Source organism: Victivallis sp. (assembly GCF_048170485.1).
GTDB lineage: Bacteria > Verrucomicrobiota > Lentisphaeria > Victivallales > Victivallaceae > Victivallis.
The window spans coordinates 11,730-30,748 of the sequence record NZ_DBEXAY010000134.1; the positions used below are offsets into that span (position 1 = coordinate 11,730).

Consider the following 19,019-nt stretch of genomic DNA (forward strand, 5'->3'; position numbering starts at 1 on the left):
CGGGCTTCCGCTCTTTTGCCGGTTTTTCCGGATGACCGATTGCATTTCCGTCGGAGTGATGATATTTTTTATAGGTTGCATCGATAGTTGAAACGGCGGTGGAGCTCCTGCGCCGTGTGAGTCGGGAACAAAACGCTTTGATGTTTTTTCAGAAATATTTCCGCTACATTGTGATCGCTCTCCTGGCACTGCTCTATCTGGGCAGTGTCTGGCAGCGGCCGCTCTACATCGATACGGAATTCCGGCAGGCGGAAATCGCCCGCGAAATGATGGCGACCGCCCCGATGCCGGAGTTCTGCGGGGAGCTTCTGCCCGGGGAACCGCCCCTCGTCCACTGGGTCAACGCCGCCGTGATGGCGCTGACCGGGGAACAGCCCGCCGCCGTCCGGCTGGCCGGCGCTCTGGCAACTCTGCTGACGGCCGGAGTGATTTTTCTGCTGGGGAGACGCTCCGGCGTGCCCCGGCTCGCGGAGGCGGCCGCACTGGTCTGGCTCTTCAGCGCCGCGGTCTTCGCCGCCGGAACCAGCGGCGGCGGTGATGCGCTGTTCGTCTTCTTCAACACGCTGACCCTTGCGATGTTCTTTTTCGCCGCGACGGAGAGCGCCCTGGCTCGCCGTTGTGCATATCTGGCGCTCTGCGGCGTCGGCTGGGCCCTCGCAATGCTCTGCCGCGGAGCGGAGGCGCTCCCCATGGCGGTGATTCCGGCGGCCGTTTTTCTGGTGTGGCGGAAGGAGTGGAAATCGCTTCTTGTTCTGCCGTGGGTTCCGCTGGCGGTCGCGGCGCTGATCGTCGCCGGTTGTGCGATGGCGTGCCGGGTGAACCTGATGGAGTGGTTCCCGTTTCCGCCGGAAGCGGCCGGGGGCGGAACGTTCCCGCTGGCCTGGCTGATCCTGCCGTTTGCCGGAACTCTGCCGTGGATTCTCTTTTTGCCGATGGTGTGGCACGGCTACCGGATCGATTTTGCGGGCGCCGGGAAGATTTCACTGCTCCGGTTTGCTCTCTGCATGTTGCTGATGGGTGTGGTGGTGCCGTTTTTCCCGGCCGGCGGGGCGGCGTTCCGGTTTCTGCCCTGCCTGCCTGCCGCGGCGATTCTCTTCGCATTCGGAATGCTCCGCGCCTCTGAACGGGGGGATTACTGGTGGGTGAACCGGGTGATGAATCTGCTCGTCTGGTGCCTCCTGCCGTTCCCGCTGCTGCTCTTTCTGTTGCAGACGCTGGCGAAATTCACCCGGCGTGTCCCGTCGGAACTGGTGGTCTACCGCTTCCATGAGAACTATTATCTGCCGGTCGTGGCGCTGATGGTCATGGTAATCTGGTTCCGGATGGCGTCGCGCGAACCGGGGGGGGCGCGTAAATTCGGCTGTTTCTGCGTCGGGCTGGCATTCCTCTTTCTGTCGGCGCCGGTTTCGATGCCGTGGCGTTTCGTGCGGGATTTCGCCCCGGAGGCCTTTCTCCGGCAGGTCACCGTCCCCCGGGCCGCCGGGGATACCGTGGTTCTGGCGAATGGCTCATTGCGGGCGGCTGCGGCCTGGACCTTGAAACGGAGCGATGTCGGCACGCTTGAGGCGATGCCGGTGAACGGCGGTGTTCTGGAGTTGCCCCGGGAACGGGGACTTCTTGTCATCACCGACGACGAGGCGCAGGTGCGCCGGATGCCGGCCCCGAAGACCACCTATCGGGCCGGCGGAGTGTTTGTTGTGCATTATCCGGGCAGTTCGGGAGGAGCGAAATGAGATATTTCTGGTTTGTTTTTCTGTTTTTCATCGTGGCCTATCTGGTGCCGCTGGCCGGGCGGCCGCTGGTGACGCCGGATGAGTTCCGCTATGCGGAGATCCCCCGCGAAATGATCGCCGACGGCGACTACGTCACCCCCCGGTTGCTTAATATGCGCTATTTTGAGAAGCCGGTGCTTGGTTACTGGCTGACGGTCGGGTGTTTCAAGATGTTCGGAGACAACGCGTTCTCGATTCGCTTGCCTGCCGCACTCGGCGCGGGGCTGACCGCACTGCTGATCTGGCTTCTGGTCGATCAGGCGCTGCGTGACCGCAAACTGGCCGCGCTGGCCGCCATCTTCTACCTCTCCTGCGGGCTGGTCTACGGGATCGGCACCTTCGCGGTGCTCGACAGCCAGACCACCGCGTTCATCACGGGTATCCTGGCGACCTCCTATCTGGCGGCGGTGGAACCGTGCTTCAACCGCCGGAAGGCGCTGCTGCTGGTGCTCTGCGGCGTCTTTACCGCACTGGCTTTTCTGACGAAGGGATTCATTGCTTTTGCGGTTCCCGGGCTGGCGATGCTCGGATTCCTGATCTGGGAGCGGCGCTGGAAGGAGTTTCTGATCCTGCCGTGGATTCCGCTGGTGGTGGCGCTGGCGCTGATCGCCCCCTGGGCGATTGCGGTTCACCGCGCCGAACCGGATTACTGGCGTTACTTTGTTGTGATCGAACACTGGCAGAGATTCACCGCCGATGCTCCCGGTCAGCACCCGGAGCCGTTCTGGTTCCTGTTTCCGTTTCTTGTCGGCGGCGTGTTTCCGGCTGCCCTGCTGCTGATTCCCAGCTTTTCCGTGGGGCGGACGGCGGCGGGGAAACTGCTGCAGCAGCCGCTTTACCGCTTCTGTCTCTCGGCGGTGGTGCTGCCGTTCCTCTTCTTCTCCGCCTCCAGCGGCAAGCTGGCGACCTACATTCTGCCCTGTTTCCCGCCGTTGGCGGTGCTGGCGGCGGCGCTGATCGCTGCCTATTTCAAAAGCGGGGGGCACAACCGCGGTTTCCATCGCATGGTCACCATCTGGGGAGGTCTGCTGGTCATTGCCGCGGTCGGATTCGGCATTGTTCTCTTTCTGCCCTTCATGAAACGGGTTGCCTACGGCTGGTGTTTCCCCGCCGCGGTCGCCATGGCGGTGGTCGGGCTGGCGTATGGAGCGTCGCTGCTGCTCTCGCGCCGGGCGGACTGGCGCATGCGCTTTCATCTCTTCTTCGCCGGTATGGCGCTCCTGCTGGCAGTGGGCGGCTGGGCGATTCCGGATGGTCTGCTCGGCGACAAGGCGCCGGAACGGGCGATGCGGGAGCTGGCCGACCGGCTCGGCTTTGATCCGAAGAGCGCGAAGTTCTTCACCACCCCGAGTACCATGCATGCGGTCGCGTGGGTCTTTGGGCGCGAGGATGTGCAGACGCTCAACTCCCGGGGTGAACTGGATTACGGTGATACGCATGCGAAGGCGGAAGGCAAACCCGGCGTGATGATTGACCGGGCGGAACTGGATCGCATGCTCACGTCGCCGTCTCATCCGGCCGTGGTGGTGATCGGCCGTGACCGGCGCAGTTTCTACCATCCTCCGGTCGGGACGAAATACCGTGAGGAACTGCTCAACGAGATCCGTGCGATCTACATTCCGGAAAAAGGGAAACAGGGAGGAGTTCAATGAGCCGGCAGACCCTGTTTCGCAGTTTTCTCCGCCACCCCGGCCGGGTGGGGGCGCTCTGCCCGTCTTCGCCATCGCTTTGCCGGATGATGGTTTCTCGAATCGGGGTGGAGCGGGCGGCGCTGGTGGTGGAACTCGGGCCGGGAACCGGTGTGATCACCCGCGAAATTGTCCGGATGCTTCCCAAGGGTGGAAAGCTGGTCGCGGTGGAGCTCGACGAGATGCTCTGCCTTCAACTGCGCCGGAATTTCCCCGCCGTGGAGGTCCTTCACGACAGTGCGTCGCGGCTGGATGCAATTCTGGCGGAGCGCAATCTGCCCGCCGCGGATGCGATCGTCTCCGGCCTGCCGTGGGCGGTCTTCCCCGAATCGCTTCAGCGAGAGATCCTCGATGCGGTTGCCGGCAGTCTCGCTCCGGAGGGCTGGTTTACCACGTTCGCCTATTTGCAGGGGCTGATGCTGCCGGCCGGCATGCGGTTCCGGCGGCTGCTCAACGAAACCTTCGGCGAAGTGCTGACCAGTTCGGTGGTCTGGCGCAATCTGCCGCCCGCGTTCGTCTACCGTTGCCGTCGCCGGAGCGAGTGACGGCAGGGGCCTGACTACTGTGCCGGGGCTGTGAGGGGGCGGGTTCCCCACAGGGTGCGCGCCTTCTCCGGCGGGAGGTCGTATTCCGGTGAGGCAAAGCGCAGTTCCGGAGCGCCGAAGGTGTGACGGATTCCCATCAGGTCGAGCATCAGTTCAAAGACCAGATCGTTGGTGAAGAGTTTTGCCGCATTGTTCCGCAGGGCGTGTTCCAGCTGCGGGCGCTCCCGCCTCAATGTGTCGGAGAGGTAGAGCATCATCGGAATCTCCGCCATCTCCGGCTCGAAGAGGTCGGCGGCATGGCCGATACCTGGAATTTCAGAGTGGTCCGAAAGATAGAGGGCCGCGCGCACCTTCGGATTCCGCCGGAACATCTCCACCATCTGCTCCAGCAGAAAATCGGTGTAGCGGATGCTTTTGTCATAAGGAACCATCTCCAGATCGCGCCCGAACTCCTCCGGATAGCGTTTGAAGTAGGGGCCGTGGCTGCCCATCAGGTGGAGCACCACCAGGCCGCGCTGAGACTGCAATGCGGCGGGGAGCTTTTCCAAAAGTGCGCCGTCCGGCCGCGCGCGCCAGAGGAGGAAATCCTCCATCGTGTTGAGCCACTGGCTGTTTTTCGCTTCCGAGGCGAGGGCGGTGACCGGCGAGTCAAACCGGCCGTGCGGATACTGGTTGCTCAGAAAGGTGGTTTCATACGCACAGTAGTTCGCCACGTCGAAGAGACTCGGCCAGACCGCCTGTTCCCGGGTGTCGTACTGGTTGCGCGCGGTGAGAAGCATGGTCAGCACCTGCATGGTCTGGACGTGGCAGGAGCAGGCGTTCCGCATCAGGATGCAATCCGGCGAGTCGGCTGCCTGCCGCAGAAACGGCGTGGTGTCCGGCGAATAGCCGTAGGCGCTCGAATGGCGGCGGCTGTGGGCTTCCCCGAGAATCAGCACATAGATGCCGTCGTCGCCGCTGGATTTCTCGACGCGGCGTGCAACCTCCGCCAGCCGCTCCTCGTACCCGGCGGCGTAGGATTCAATCACATCGAAATAGCCGAGGCTGTCGGTGAAGAGCACTTTGGTCCGGTTCAGCGCTTCGCGCCCGGCGAGTTCCAGCCACACCCACGGCAGGAGCGCCAGTGCCAGAAGCGCGCACCCGGCACGGAACGCGCGCGGTGCGGGGGCAGGGGTGCCGAAGCGGTTCAGAAACCAGAGCAGCGCCGCCGCCGCGACGACTGCCGCGAGCAGGACAAGGCAGGTCGGATCGGTGAAGAGATAGTGAATCGCTTCGGCGGTATCGGTCTGGTAGACCGCCTGAATGGAATCGTAGGTGAACTTCCGCCCCGAGGCGATGTGATGAGCGAGGATCGTCAGGGGCAGCAGGTAAAGGATTCCGCCGATCAGCAGCGTTGGCAGCCAGGCGAGGGAACGGAATTTGACGGCGAGCGTTTCGCCGAGCGCCGTGTCGCAACACCAGCACCAGACCGCCAGCAGCAGCGCGAACGGAAGCTGACCGGAGCCGTAATACTGGTCGATCGGCGCGAAATTGAGCGCCTCTTCCAGAAAGAGTACGAAGGGAAAGGCAAAATAGATCAGCCGCGCCGGCCGCCGTTTCAGCTGCAGTGCCGCGAAGAAAGCCCCGGCGTAGAGCAGCAGCGAGAGGGGAATTTTCCACTGTGCGCCCGGTTCCAGGGAGTCGCCGGGCAGGAGGGCGAGATAGAGCAGGCAGGCGAGAACCGCCGCCCCGGCCGGGAGTCCGCTCCGGAGGGCGGTACGGAAGAGAGGTTTGTTGAAGTGAAACGTATCCATCACCAGCAGTTCCATCGTTTCGGCCGAGGTTCGGAATTCTTCGGTCCGCATTGCGGTAATATAGCAGTAGTTTGCCGCTTTTCCCCATCTTTTTTTCAAAAAAACTGTAGATTGCCATTTTGCAATGCGGCGGCAATCTAACTGTAATTTCCTGGTGCTATATTGGATAGTATGCAAATGTGAAATAACGAAAACGTTCAAGACACATGAAGAGGAAATTCGAAATGGCCGGACAGTTCAAGCAGTCTTCTGGTTCCCAAGACAAAACCCTGATCGTAACCTTGATCAAATACAGCACCTTCTTTCTGGTGGCGGTTGTGCTGGCGACCGCCATTCTGCGCTTTTCCTGGCAGAGCTTCGGGGAGCTTTTCTCGCTGGAGTTCATCGCGTCGGTGGGAGGCGTGCTGCTCGGGCTCAACATCTTCTACTATGCGTTTCTGCTGGTGCTCGCCTACTTCTTCTATAAGCCGCATCGGGCGCTTTCGGATGAGGAGCTCCCGACCTGTACGGTGATCGTCCCGGCGTATAACGAAGGGAAGACGGTGCTGAAATCGCTCGACAGCATCCTCGCGAGCGACTATCCGGCCGACAAGCTGGAAATTCTCGCCATCGACGACGGCAGCGTGGATGACACCTGGTACTGGATCAAGCTGGCCGCCGCCCGCTCCGAAGGGCGCATCACGCCGATCAAGCTGGAGAAGAACGGCGGCAAGCGCCGCGCCCTCTATCGCGGCATCCGGCAGTCCACCTCCGAAGTGATCGTCACGGTGGACAGCGATTCGGTGGTCGCCGCCGATACGCTGCGACGGCTGAACTCCCCCTTCATCGATTCGAAAATCGCCGGTGTCGCCGGTGACATTCGCGTGCTCAATATGCAGGACGGCATCCTGCCGCGGATGATGGACGTCAACTTCGTCTTCGGCTTTGAGATCATGCGTTCCGCGCAGAGCGTGCTGCGTTCAGTCTTCTGCACCCCCGGTGCGCTCAGCGCCTACCGCCGCACCGCGATGCTCCCCTTCCTGGATGAGTGGGTCGAGCAGAAGTTCTTCGGGCAGCCCGCCCACATTGCCGAGGATCGTGCACTCGCCACCTACCTCATGGCGGAGGGGCACCGGATCGTCTTTCAGCGTGACGCCATCGCTCACACGATGATTCCGACCGACTACCGCACCACCTGCAAGATGTTGATGCGCTGGGGGCGCGGCGATGTGCGCGAGACCTGCTCGATGTACCGCTTCGCTTTTCGCAAACTGGATTGGTTCCATCTGGGGATTCAGTTCAACCTGCTGATGCAGACCATGTGGCTTTTCCTGCCGGTGCTGATGCTGCCGCTGACGCTCATGGCTCTCTGCGCGGCGCCGCTGGCGTTTGTTCAGGCCCTGATTCTCGGCGTGGTGATCTGGTCGAGCATTCCGGCTTTCGTCTACAGCACCCGCCGCTGCAGCAGTGAAGCGATTTTCGCCTACACGTTTGCCGTGTTCAAGCTGTTCTTCCTCTTCTGGGTCGATCCCTACTGTCTGGTGACGGTTCGCAACTCCAAGTGGATGACCCGCACCCGGGCGGCCCGCCCGCAACTCGCTGTCGGCCGGAAGCTCTCCTCGTCCAACCCGCAGGCGTTCTGAGCCGGAACTGCATCGAAACGCTTCCAGAACGAGACCCCGTTGCACGAACGTGCAACGGGGTCCTGTTTTATGCCGGGGGAATCAATCGATCCGGGGCAGGGGAGGCAGCGGCGTATCCGCCGGGGACGAATCGTCGTCGGCCAGCTGAAACTCCACGTCGAAATCCGTTGGATCATCCTCCGGAGACGCGGAAAGCAGTTTGGCGTCGATCAGCAGATAGACGATCCGGCCGACATCGGAGGCGCTCTTCAGCCCCCATGCGTTCAGCACCAGAGCTGCCATGGGGCCGTATTCCTGTCTGGCGAAATCGCGCAGTCCGTAGAGCAGTTCCAGCGCCGAGACGTGCCGGTGGGCGGGGAGCCGGCCCACGGTGAAGGTGACCGCCTGCGCGACAAATTTGTAGGCGGCCCGGTCGTAGCGGTCTTCGCGGCCGAGAATCTCGTCGATTTTCTGATCGATTGCGGTCTGGTTCATGGCTGTCGGAGTACGCCGGGTTTCTTTTTCCCGGAAATGAGGGAGCTCGGATCCTGGTTGAGATAATCGGCCAGTTCCCGCAGGGAATCGAGCGCCTGGTTGAGTTTTTCCAGCGTGTTGGCCAGCTGGCTCTGGCCGTCGATGAAGGCGTCCGCGGCATCCCGGAACGCGGCCGTGCTCTGCGGAATCTTCGCCTCCCGGGATTCCGCGATCAGCTGGCGGGTCAGGGCGTCGATCGCCTGCAGATCCTTTTCCAGCAGGTCGAGGAACTGGTTGATCCGGTTCTCGCTGAACACCCGGGTGATGGTGCGGCTGCCGGATTCCAGATTTTCGGCGGCGTCGTTGATCCGGTTGATCGCCGATTTGAGCGCCGGGTCAGCCAGCAGGCCGGAGAGTTCGCTCAGACTCCGCTCCAGCCCGTCGGAAATCTCTTCGAAGCGCACCCGGGAAATCCGCTCCAGCGAAGTCCCCAGCGCCTCGAGCAGATCGTGGAACGAGGAGGGAACCGCCGGAATGTAGAGGACGCCGTTTTCCTGAGCGTCCGGGGGCGCTTCGCGCAGGGATTCCCCGGGGGTGGCGAAGTAGTCGAAATCGATGTAGCGCAATCCGGTGATGCCGGTGTATTCCAGGCGGCAGCGCATTCCCTGTTCCAGTTCCGCCTGAAAGAACCGGCGGAACTCCCGCTCCTGCTGTGCCCGGCCGCTCACCCGGCTGCTGACAAAGGTGTCGAAGTCCACCTCCATGTCAACCTGGACAAGTTTATCCGAGACGCGGATTACAATCCTCGTGACCGTGCCGATCGGAACCCCGCGGTATTTGACCGCGGAGCCGACGGTCAGCCCCTGCACCGATTCCGAGAAGAAGCTCTGTACTTTCGCCCGGTGCGTGAAGAGGTTGGAGAGGCCGAAGAAAAAGAGCATCGCAAGCAGCACCACCACACCGCCGAGCACGAAAAGACCGATTCGGAATTTCTGATTCTGGTCATTCATTCTGTTGCGCTCCTTCCCGTTTTTCCGTTGATTCCGCCCCGGCGCTCTTGAGGCCGTCGCGGCTCAGAAACGCGCGCACCCAGGGGTTGGGGGAGTGGTCGCGAAGCGAAACCGGATCTCCCTCGGCAACGATGGTTTTTGCGGTTTTCTCCATCATGACCACCCGGTCGGCGATGGTGAAAACGCTGTCCAGTTCGTGGGTCACCACGACGATGGTTGCGCCGAAACGGTCGCGCATCCGCAGGATCAGCCGGTCGAGGCCGGCCGAGGTGATCGGATCCAGCCCCGCTGACGGTTCGTCGAAGAAGAGAAGCGTCGGATTCAGCGCCATCGCCCGTGCCAGTCCGGCCCGTTTGCGCATGCCGCCGGAGAGTTCGGCCGGCATGTAGTCGCCGAACCCGCCGAGGTCGACCAGTTCGAGCTTTTCCTGCACCAGCGCCGCAATCTCCTTCGGGGACTTGTCGGTGTACTCCTGCAACGGGAGCGCGACATTTTCCGCCAGCGTCATGGAGCCGAACAGAGCGCCGCCCTGGTAGGTGACGCCGAATTCGCGCATGATCGCCTGCCGTTCCGCGCCGCCGGCTTTGACGATGCTTTTACCGCGGATCAGAATGTCACCCCGCATGGGCGAATAGAGGCCGATGATATGCTTGAGCAGAGTGCTTTTCCCACAGCCGGAGCCGCCCATGATGCAGAAGATTTCTCCGGTTTTCACCTCGAAATTGAGGTGCTCCATCAACACCCGCGACCCGTAGCCGATGGAGACGTCGCGCACGGCGATTTCAATGTCGCTTTTTTCACTCATAACCCCGCCTCAATAACCGATGAACGAATAGAGAATTGTGATGATGACGTCGGCGATCACCACAAGAAAAATTGACGCAACAACCGCACTGGTGGCCGCTCTGCCGACGCCGAGCGCGTCATTCTGCGCGACGAAGCCGCAGTAGCAGCCCGCCAGAGTCACGACCACCGCAAAGACCAGGCTCTTGGCCGCGCCGAGCAGAAAGGTCATGTAATCGAGCACTTCGAGCGTGCGGCTCCAGTAGGTCGGCACCGGGATCCCCATCGTCGTCGTGCCGATCAGCATGCCGCCGAGCAACCCTGCCGCATCGCCCAGCACGGTGAGCAGCGGCAGGGCGATCAGCATGGCGATCAGTTTGGGCAGCACAAGGTAGGCTTCCGGCGTGATCCCCATCGTTTCGAGGGCGCTGATCTCTTCATCGACCTTCATCGTGCCGATTTCCGCGGCGAAGGCGGAACCGGCGCGCCCGGTGGCGATGAGCGCCACCATCAGCGGGCCGAACTCCTTGAGCACAGCGAAGCCGACCAGATCGACCACGAAAATCTCCTGCCCGACCTTGCTCAGCTGAATCTGGCCGTTGACCGCCATGACCACTCCCATCAGAAAGCAGATGGCCAGCACGATCGGCAGGGATTTTGCTCCGCACAGATCGAGGTAGTAGAGCGTTTCGCGCAGGCGCAGTCGGCGGGGATTCCGGAGTTGCGGCAGTACGGAAACGACCCTGCCGATGAAGACGATCGGCTCCATGGTCCGCTCCCCGAGGGTGCGGATGAGGGTGCGAAAGCTCTTCTCCCGCGTCACTCCGTGCCTCCTCGCTCTGCCGCCGGATGGTTCAGTATCCTCTCACAACCTGCCGCTGCGGCTTGATTTTCGGTTCTTCCAGGTAGAGGGAATACCAGGCGTCGCCAAATCCGGCGTTGCTGAAATGTTTCAGTTTGCCGTTGACCAGCCGGTCACAGTTCTCGACCAGCGTGGCGTTGTCGGAGAGTTTTTTCGCGGCGACGAGGGCGGCGACCGCCTTCTCCGGCTGCTCCTGGCGCAACTTGATCCAGGCGTAGGTCGAGGCGACCAGCGCACCGTCTTCACCTTTCAGGCGGCGGCACCGCTTCTGATAAAATTTATCCAGTCCGGGATCTTCCGTTTTGTAGAGACGCACGAGCTTGATCGCCAGCGAACGGGGATCCATCAGAAAGCAGTGCTTGAGCAGCTCGTCGGTCTTCGAGAACTCCTTGAGCTGGAAGTAGAGCTGCATTTTCATCGTGTTGATCTGACGCTTGAGCATCGGGTTCCACTTGTACCAGGGGGCGAAACGCTCCGTCTCCTGCAGGGTTTTGCGGATGGCGTCGTTCTGCATTTTTTCCAGAATCTGCTGCGCCATGCGCAGGTTGCCCGGGGGACGCTGCTGAAACTGCTGCATCTGGCGGTTGATTTTTACCTGCGCCTCCTGCATGATGGCCTGGAGCGACTGCTGAATCGCATTCACTTTGCGCCGGATCGCCAGCCCGATGAGGAACTGGACGATGAGGAACGTGCCCACCATGCAGACGATTCCCCAGCCGGTGCCGAGATCGCGCGAAGTGATCATGCCGATGATGATTCCGGCGATAATGGAGAGAATGATACTGAGCATATCGATCGAATTCCTCTCTTATTTCCGTCGCTTGCGCTGTTTCTGGCGCTCTTTGCGGGCGAGTTTTGCGAGTCGTTTCTTGCGGTCCTGCTCTTTTTTCGAGATCGGGGCGGGGCCGCCGAGCAGTCCGCCGAAGGTGCCGGGCGCCGGAGTTTCCGGAAGCGGAGCGCCGGACATCAATCGACCGAGCATTCCATTGTGCTTCATCATCTTGCGCATCGATTCAAACTGCTTGACCAGATTGCTGACCATTTCGATCGGCACGCCGGAACCGCGGGCGATTCGTTTTTTGCGCGAGAAGTCCATCAAGTCCGGATTGGAGCGCTCCTCGGGGGTCATCGAGAGGATCACTGCCTCCATTCTGGCGAAATGTCTGGGGTCGAGTCCGGAGAGCGCACCGGCGATCTGGCGGCCGCCGGGCAGGAATTTGAGGATGTTCTCCATGCCGCCGAGTTTGCTGATCTGACGGAACTGCGTGAGAAAATCGTTGTAGTCGAACTTGTTCGCCCGCAGCTTTTCCTGAAGTTTCTTCGCCTCTTCCTCGTCGATTTCCGCGGCGGCCTTCTCCACGAGGGAGACCACGTCGCCCATGCCGAGAATGCGCCCGGCCATCCGTTCCGGATAAAATACTTCGAGGCTGTCGAGTTTTTCGCCGAGACCGACGAATTTGACCGGCCGGCCGGTCACTTTGCGGATGGAGAGCGCCGCACCGCCGCGGGCGTCGCCGTCGAGTTTGGTCAGGATGAAACCGGTGAGATCGAGCGCCTGATGGAAGTGTTCCGCCACGGAGACCGCCTCCTGACCGAGTGCGGCATCGGCGACCAGCAGCACCTCGTCCGGGTGGACCGCCTGCCGGATGCGCACCAGCTCCTGTACCATGGTGTCGTCGATCTGGAGCCGCCCCGCGGTATCGATGATGACCACGTCGCACCCCTCTTTGCGCCCGACCTGTTCGACCGCGTTCAACGCGATGGCGGCGACGTTGACGCTGGTGCGTTCGGTGTAGACCGGCACGTTGATTTCACGGCCGATGATTTCGAGCTGATCGATCGCGGCGGGGCGGTAGACGTCGCCGGCGACCAGCAGCACCTTCTTGCCGTCGCGGCGGAGCTTCAAGGCGAGCTTGCCCGCCGTGGTGGTCTTGCCGCTGCCGTGCAGACCGACCAGCATGATGACGGTCGGTTTCGATTTGAATTCCAGTTCGGATGCGTCGTCGCCGAGCAGTTCGACCAGCTTGTCGTGGACGATCTTCACCACCTGCTGCCCGGGTGAGACGCTGCGCACCACATCGCGGCCGATGCATTCGGCCTTGACCCCCTCGATGAACTCGGAGGCAATGTTGATGTTGACGTCCGCCTCGAGCAGGGCAAGACGGATTTCGCGCATCGCATCTGCGATGTTCGCTTCGGTGAGCGTACTCTGCCCGCGAAGCTTGCGGAATACGTCGTGCAGTTTGTCACTCAGTGATTCAAACATCTTTTCCTTTTAACCTTATAATTGTCCCATATGAAATAAATCATTTTTTAATATACCGTCTGCGACGGTGAACTTCAAGAGTTGCTTTGAAAATTCACGCTTTTCAGTTGCTTTTGCCGCGACTTCATGGTAAATTATGGAAATTCGATTCACCGAAACAACCAGGAGAATTCTGAAAATGCGCAGCGATACCATGAAGAAGGGGCTCGAACGCGCCCCGCACCGCGCCCTGATGCGCGCCACCGGTATTACCACCGAAGAGATCAAACGGCCGTTCATCGGCGTCTGCAACTCCTACACCAATATCGTTCCCGGCCATTGCCACCTGAAGAAGGTCGGCGAGATCATCTGCGACGCGATCCGCGAAGCCGGCGGCGTGCCGTATGAGTTCAACACCATCGCGGTGTGCGACGGCATCGCCATGGGCCACAAGGGGATGAAATACTCCCTGGCCAGCCGCGAAATCATCGCCGACAGCGTCGAAACCATGGGGACGGCTCATCCGTTCGACGCGATGATCTGCATCCCGAACTGCGACAAGGTGGTGCCGGGCATGCTGATGGGCGCGATGCGGCTGAACATCCCGACCATCTTCGCCTCCGGCGGTCCGATGCGGGCCGGGAAGCCGCAGACGCCGGGCGGGCCGGACACCGACCTCATTTCGATTTTTGAAGGCGTCGCGGCAAACCGGATCGGCAAACTCAGCGACGAAGGGCTCGAGGAGCTCGAATGCACCGCCTGTCCCGGACCCGGCTCCTGCTCGGGCATGTTCACCGCGAACAGTATGAACTGCCTCTGCGAGGCGCTCGGCATCGCACTGCCCGGCAACGGCACCATCGCGGCCGACTCGCCGGAGCGGGTGGAGTTCTGGAAGCGCGCGGCGCGCCGCGCGGTCGAACTGGCCAAGATGGAGAATCCGCCGACGGCGAAGGATTTCGCCACGCCGACCGCGTTCCAGAATGCACTGGTGCTCGACATGGCGATGGGCGGCTCCTCCAATACGGTGCTTCACACGCTCGCCATCGCGAACGAAGCCGGGACGAAACTCGACCTGCGCAAGCTCGACGAGATCTCGGCCCGCACGCCGAATATCTGCAAACTCGCCCCGTCGGTGCAGTATCACATCGTCGAGGACTGCGGCCGGGTCGGCGGCATCATGGCGATTTTGAAAGAGATCAGCAAGATTCCGGGGCTGCTTGACGGCAGTGCCCCGACGGTCTCCGGCAAGACGCTGGCGGAGGAGTACTCGACGGCGCCTGATCCGGACGGCACGATCATCCGGCCGCTCTCGAATCCCTACAGCGAGAAGGGCGGTCTCGCGATCCTCTTCGGCAACCTGGCCGAAAAGGGATGCGTGGTCAAGGCGGCCGGCGTCGCAAAGGCGATGCTGACCCACAAGGGCCCGGCGGTGATCTTCGACAGCGAGGAGGAGGCCGGCGAAGGCATCCTCGCGGGCAAGGTCAAGGCGGGCGACGTGGTGGTGATCCGCTACGAAGGGCCGAAGGGCGGCCCGGGGATGCAGGAGATGCTCGCTCCGACCAGTTACATCATGGGGCGCGGGCTCGGTGAGAGCGTCGCACTGGTGACGGACGGCCGCTTCTCCGGCGGCACCCGCGGCGCCTGCATCGGTCATGTGAGTCCGGAGGCCGCCGCGGGCGGTCTGATCGCTCTGGTCGAGCCCGGCGACATCATCGAGATCGACATTCCGAACCGGAGCATCCGGCTCGACGTGCCGGACGAGGTGATCGCCGAGCGGCGGAAAAACTGGAAGCCGCGGGAGCCGAAGATCCGGACTGGATATCTGGCGAAGTACGCCGCGCTGGCCACCAGCGCCGATACCGGCGGCGTGCTCCGGGTTCAGAAGTAAACCGTGTCGTTTGTTTCGCGGGAGCGGGGGAACCGCTCCCGCGTTTTTTCTTTCTACTGGATCCTTCAGAAACAGACCGCCGGATAGCGGGAGGAATCCTTGTTCAGCATGCCGGGAGAGGCGGAAATCGCACTTTCCCGGCATGTTCCGTCATTGTCGTTGACCAGGAAACTGAGGTGGAATCCTTCTTCGCCGATCTCCTGCGTCAGCCCGATGGCGCGGAAGGGGATGACCGCTTCGTAGACGGTTTCGCCGGCGGATTCATTTCTCCGGGTGGAGAGGCGAATCTGAAGGAGACTTTTTGCCGGATCGTACCCTTCCGGATGGAGCCAGACGAAACATTCGGGTTTCTCGTCGGCGAGGCGGGTGAAGCCGAATTCCCACTGACCGTTCTGGCGCGGCAGCCGCAGGCCGAGCTGGACGTTGTCCCCCTGCCACACATCCCGGCCGGAAACGGGCTGGTGATGGATGTCGTCGCGCACGATCATCCGGAGCCGCAGTTCACGGTTGCCGCGGGCGAGGAAGAGTTCGGCGCTCAGGTCCGCCGGTCCCTTCCACTGGAGGTGGGCCGTCGCATCTTCGACCGAAACGAAGGAGGTCACCTGTTCCGGCCGGTTCACGCGGAACTGCGGCTCCCGGCTGAAGGCGCCGGAGGGAATCGGAATGACGGTTTCGAGCGGCAGAGCAAGCGTGCCTTTCCAGATGGTTCCGGCGGAGACGTCGAGCGGCAGCGAATCGGCCCGGCAATTTTTGTCCGTCCGGAAGGCGAAGGAGAGCGAAACGTCCTCTCCCGGCGGAATCGTCACCGAACGGTTTGCCGGCGTAACCGCAAGTCCGGCCGCCGGCCGGAAGGTGAGGTCGAGTTTCAGCGGCGTCCGGGAGGGATTCCGGCATTCGACGACGCTCTTCACCTCCCGCCCCGGCTGAAGACGGAAGTTCGGGGCGAAACGGAGGAGTTCGCCCGCCGGTTCCGGAGGCGCCGGCTGCCCCTTCACCTGCAGAATGACCGGATGCCCGGTGGATTTCAGCAGGGCGATTCCACCGGAAACGGGGAGTTGCTCCCGGTTGCCCCAGAGGTCGATCCGGGTGGCTTCGCCGCGGATGCCGGTGAAGAGCAGCAGGGCATGCCGGTTGCGTTTCTCCAGCGGGGAGCAGGGAATCAGCCAGCTGCCGTCGGCGGCGCGGAAGAGGGGAGTGCTTTCGCTGTGGCGGAGCAATTTCGCCCCGCGGAAGTAACGGGCGAGCGTGTTGTAGGCGGCGTAGACCTTCTTGGGCTGAAAGTCCCAGGTGAGCATGCCGTAGTTCGCTTCGGGGTCGCCGGGATCCTCCTTGATGTTTCGCAGGTTGTACCAGTTGTAGCCTGCCGCGCCATTGTTCCAGGCGCAGAAGAGATTCAGAAAGAGCGTCTCGGCCTGATCCAGCTCGGAGATCTCTCCGAACGAGGCGAGGGCGGTTTCGTTGGAGTACCAGGGCGTGGTGTCGTTGAGCTCCTTGCGGAAACGGAGCAGGTTTTTTACGTAATATTCGCGGTAGCGTTCCGGGCGGGTGTGCATGTGCACGGCAAAGAGATCGTAGAGGCCGCGGCCGCCTTCGACGCATTTGCGCACATAGTGCGGATCGGCGGTCCGTTCCGGCGGATTGAGGTCGGGGGAGGCGAATCCAGCGCTGATGACGGTGATCCCGGGAACGGTTTCCCGCAATACCGAAGAGGTGATCTTCAGCAGTTGCAGATACTCCTCCGGCGGGAAGTTGGCGAAGCCGATGAGGTCGGGTTCGTTCCAGACCTCCGCGAACCGGAGGCTGGAGCGGTAGTGTTCGGAGACTTTCCGCACATATTCCTCCCAGAGCCGGTAGTCGGGGCGACGGCCGCGGGTACTGCTGCTCTTCACCGCCTGACGGTAGTCCGCCGCGACCGCCCAGGAGGGGAGATTGAGAAAGATGGGGGCGAATTCAATCTGATATTCCCGCAGAAGTTTTGCAATGTGATCATAGGTGCCGAAGGTCCACTCGCCGTGCCGCGGCTGAATCCGGTGTGATTCCAGTGAAACCCGCAGCAGTTTGGCGCCGCACAGTGCGGCGGCGCGCGCCATCCTCCGCCGCTCTTCGGCGGGGTAGCGCTGAAGGTGGGAACAGATGCCGAAGAGAAATCCGTCGACGCCGCCTTGTGTCGTTCCGGCGGGATCGAGCCGGGCGTAGCGCAATGTCTCGTGACGGAGCGAATCCTTCTCTTTCAGCGTGAGTTTGACGGTGTAGACGCCGAACCGTTCCGGAGGGGGGAGGGGGATGGCCTGTACGGCGGCTCCGGCGATCTGGAATTCGCCGCTCTTTTCCAGCAGGAGCCGGTCGTCCGGGTCGAACAGGCGGAGGGCGGCGGTGACGCTCCGGGGCGCGGTGCCGGGATTGCGCAGCTGGAGGCGGACCTGCTTCTCTTTGCCCGGCAGGACCAGCTGCAGTTCGTCACCGGTCTCCACCGACGCTTCCAGCGGAGCGGAAAGCGTGTGAATCATGAGTTTCCCCAGAACGATGGGGGCATCCTCCTTTGGCGGCCGGGAGTTGCAGACGACGCTCTGGAGCCGCAGCGGAAAGGCCGGAGGATGGAGCTTCCCCTGAATGGTCTTCGTGAGCTTCTGGTGATTCAGAGGAAAGCGGAGCGTCTCCCATCCTCCCTTCGCCCGGGGGAGCGGGGTGTAGAGCGAGGTGTATCGGCCGTTCCGGTCGGAGACGGTGACGGCGGCGCCGCCCGCGGCGGAACCTGTCGGGCGGTAAAGTTCCAGGGTGAGTTCCGCGCGGTCGAATTCCGGGAGTTCCAGTTTCTGCAACAGCCCGAGGGCGACCCGGGGAGAGGTGGGATCCTGCCGGCGGAGGGCGAGGCCCGGGCGGTCGTCGAAGGAACCGCACTGTGCCGTCACCGGCTTCGTGCCGAGCCGGGGATTGATTTCTGAATCGAGAAGGGTGCTGAAATCGACCAGCTCCCGCCCCGGCGGCTGTGCGACGGCGGAGGGGGCTTCCGGAGGGGTTCCGGGGGAGAGCTCCCAGGTCAGCTGCCCCAGTGCGGCGGATTCGATTCCCTGCGTCGCGGCATAGCTGCAGGTGACGCCTGCGATGCGGAGCGGAAAGTCCGGAATGCGGTTCTTCCTTTTCCCGCCCCAGACATTCCCCTGGATCGCTTTGGGGTCAAGAGTGAATTTTACCGTTTTCCAGCCGCTTTCTCCGGCGGGAAGCGGCGTGGTGAGCTGGAAGACCTCGTTGTCACGGTCGGCCAGCAGGAGACTTGCCCGGCGGACGGTTGACCCCTGCGGTCGGAAAAACTCCAGCGAGAACTCTGCGCGGTCGAACTCCGGTAGACGCGGAGAGCGTTTGCAGTTGAGGCTGAACCAGCGGGCCTCACCGCAGTTCCACTCCAGGAGGAGCGCCGGGCGGCCGCCGGCGGTGCCGGCTTCGACGCTCTGTCCTTTTGCCTGGAGCGGCAGGACAAGTTCCGTCGGAGACAGTTTGGCAAAGTCCAGCGTTCCGGCGGAGAGGCCGCAGGAAACGATGAGACAGGCGGAAAGAAAAGAACATTTCAAACGCATATGGCTTCTCCATTCATTGACGGATTACAACAGGTTGCCCACGCCGTTGATCGCGCCTCGCAAGGCACCGAATTCTTTGGTTTCCTGAGGCGAATGTGTGGCAGCATGCCCGTCGATAAAGACGATGTTGCTGTTGCCGGAGTGATGGAAGGAGATCGTTTCTTTGCCGATCGGATCACGCAGAGGGCACATCCAGCTGGCCAGCGGCGGGGAGAAGTTGAGGTTGACCGTGTCGGCGAAGTGGGGCAGTTGCGACGGCTTTTTGATGCCTGCGAGATGGAGGTAGAGGTCGCCGCCGTTGATGATTGCGAACCGGCCGAATCCCTGTTCCACCCAGAATTTATGATGATCTTCCCAGGCGATGTAGTTGTGGCCGTAGGTGCGCCACTGTGGTGCGCTGTTGTTCATGGAGAGCTCTTTGAGGGTTGGGCAGAAGAGGAACGGTTCGCGAAGCGTTTTGACGTAACGGTAGTCGACCAGCCAGTTCGGCCATGGTTTGTTGTTTTGGCGGGTGATGCTGTAGTTGTTGTAGTCGTTCGCGTAAAAGTGCATGACCCGGGCGAGTTCCTTCTGATTGTTGAGGCAGTTGATGGTCCGGGCGCGGTCCCGTGCCTTGTTGAGCGCCGGCAGCAGCAGGGCCGCCAGAATCGCGATGATGGCGACGACGATCAGGAGTTCAATAAGCGTGAACATGGCGGAACGGAAACTCTGTTTCATAATTTCAACCTCCCTGTTGTGTCGTTTGGGCCGCAAATCGGCTTTTTTGATTGATGATTTTATATTTTT

General features: G+C 61.9%; 14 protein-coding genes. 5 read left to right on the forward strand and 9 right to left on the reverse strand.

What is annotated here, in order from left to right:
* The first annotated feature begins 140 nt into the window (after positions 1 to 140).
* The 3 genes from ACMLHG_RS07255 to ACMLHG_RS07265 are packed head-to-tail and all read left to right on the forward strand — an operon-like array spanning position 141 to position 4,005.
* Complete coding sequence (locus ACMLHG_RS07255) at positions 141 to 1,733, forward strand: glycosyltransferase family 39 protein (RefSeq protein ID WP_417170065.1); 1,593 nt, start codon at positions 141 to 143, stop codon at positions 1,731 to 1,733.
* Positions 1,730 to 3,424: a phospholipid carrier-dependent glycosyltransferase gene (locus ACMLHG_RS07260; RefSeq protein ID WP_417170066.1), complete on the forward strand. Its 1,695-nt coding sequence runs from the start codon at positions 1,730 to 1,732 to the stop codon at positions 3,422 to 3,424. The genes ACMLHG_RS07255 and ACMLHG_RS07260 overlap by 4 nt, the downstream gene beginning before the upstream one ends.
* Positions 3,421 to 4,005, forward strand: coding sequence for a class I SAM-dependent methyltransferase (locus tag ACMLHG_RS07265; RefSeq protein ID WP_417170067.1), 585 nt, complete (start codon positions 3,421 to 3,423; stop codon positions 4,003 to 4,005). The genes ACMLHG_RS07260 and ACMLHG_RS07265 overlap by 4 nt, the downstream gene beginning before the upstream one ends.
* A 14-nt stretch (positions 4,006 to 4,019) precedes the next feature.
* On the opposite strand, the gene ACMLHG_RS07270 is transcribed toward ACMLHG_RS07265, so the two are convergent.
* The gene (locus tag ACMLHG_RS07270; RefSeq protein WP_417170068.1) at positions 4,020 to 5,897 is read right to left on the reverse strand and encodes a phosphoethanolamine transferase; all 1,878 of its coding nucleotides are present in this window, start codon (positions 5,895 to 5,897) and stop codon (positions 4,020 to 4,022) included.
* Between the two features lie 125 nt (positions 5,898 to 6,022).
* Between ACMLHG_RS07270 and ACMLHG_RS07275 the strand changes: the two genes are divergently transcribed.
* Complete coding sequence (locus ACMLHG_RS07275) at positions 6,023 to 7,420, forward strand: glycosyltransferase (RefSeq protein ID WP_294436049.1); 1,398 nt, start codon at positions 6,023 to 6,025, stop codon at positions 7,418 to 7,420.
* A gap of 81 nt (positions 7,421 to 7,501) precedes the next feature.
* Here ACMLHG_RS07275 and ACMLHG_RS07280 read toward each other — a convergent pair whose 3' ends face one another.
* Genes ACMLHG_RS07280 through ffh form a run of 6 tightly spaced genes read right to left on the reverse strand, consistent with a single transcriptional unit; the run spans position 7,502 to position 12,794 of the window.
* The gene (locus tag ACMLHG_RS07280) at positions 7,502 to 7,894 is read right to left on the reverse strand and encodes a Minf_1886 family protein (RefSeq protein ID WP_294436048.1); all 393 of its coding nucleotides are present in this window, start codon (positions 7,892 to 7,894) and stop codon (positions 7,502 to 7,504) included.
* Positions 7,891 to 8,883 (reverse strand): MlaD family protein, encoded by a 993-nt coding sequence (locus ACMLHG_RS07285; protein ID WP_295808970.1) that lies wholly within the window; start codon positions 8,881 to 8,883, stop codon positions 7,891 to 7,893. Before ACMLHG_RS07285 ends, ACMLHG_RS07280 begins: the two co-directional genes overlap by 4 nt.
* The gene (locus tag ACMLHG_RS07290; protein ID WP_295808967.1) at positions 8,876 to 9,688 is read right to left on the reverse strand and encodes an ABC transporter ATP-binding protein; all 813 of its coding nucleotides are present in this window, start codon (positions 9,686 to 9,688) and stop codon (positions 8,876 to 8,878) included. The genes ACMLHG_RS07285 and ACMLHG_RS07290 overlap by 8 nt, the downstream gene beginning before the upstream one ends.
* A gap of 9 nt (positions 9,689 to 9,697) precedes the next feature.
* Positions 9,698 to 10,489, reverse strand: coding sequence for an MlaE family ABC transporter permease (locus ACMLHG_RS07295; protein ID WP_295808960.1), 792 nt, complete (start codon positions 10,487 to 10,489; stop codon positions 9,698 to 9,700).
* 31 nt (positions 10,490 to 10,520) lie between these two features.
* Complete coding sequence (locus ACMLHG_RS07300; protein WP_294436044.1) at positions 10,521 to 11,318, reverse strand: hypothetical protein; 798 nt, start codon at positions 11,316 to 11,318, stop codon at positions 10,521 to 10,523.
* A gap of 18 nt (positions 11,319 to 11,336) precedes the next feature.
* A complete protein-coding gene (gene ffh, locus ACMLHG_RS07305) occupies positions 11,337 to 12,794 on the reverse strand; it encodes a signal recognition particle protein (RefSeq protein WP_417170069.1) in 1,458 nt (485 codons plus the stop codon).
* A 178-nt stretch (positions 12,795 to 12,972) separates the two neighbouring features.
* On the opposite strand from ffh, the gene ilvD reads away from it, so the two are divergent.
* Positions 12,973 to 14,661 carry a dihydroxy-acid dehydratase gene (gene ilvD / locus ACMLHG_RS07310; RefSeq protein WP_294436042.1) on the forward strand — a complete coding sequence of 563 codons (1,689 nt, stop codon included), beginning with the start codon at positions 12,973 to 12,975 and terminating at the stop codon, positions 14,659 to 14,661.
* A 65-nt stretch (positions 14,662 to 14,726) separates the two neighbouring features.
* Here the strand turns inward: ilvD and ACMLHG_RS07315 are convergent, their stop codons facing one another.
* Together ACMLHG_RS07315 and ACMLHG_RS07320 are read right to left on the reverse strand one after the other, a co-directional pair.
* Positions 14,727 to 18,227, reverse strand: a complete 3,501-nt coding sequence (locus tag ACMLHG_RS07315; RefSeq protein ID WP_417170070.1) for a hypothetical protein — start codon at positions 18,225 to 18,227, stop codon at positions 14,727 to 14,729.
* A 30-nt stretch (positions 18,228 to 18,257) separates the two neighbouring features.
* Complete coding sequence (locus tag ACMLHG_RS07320) at positions 18,258 to 18,950, reverse strand: prepilin-type N-terminal cleavage/methylation domain-containing protein (RefSeq protein ID WP_417170071.1); 693 nt, start codon at positions 18,948 to 18,950, stop codon at positions 18,258 to 18,260.
* Between the last annotated feature and the right edge of the window lie 69 nt (positions 18,951 to 19,019).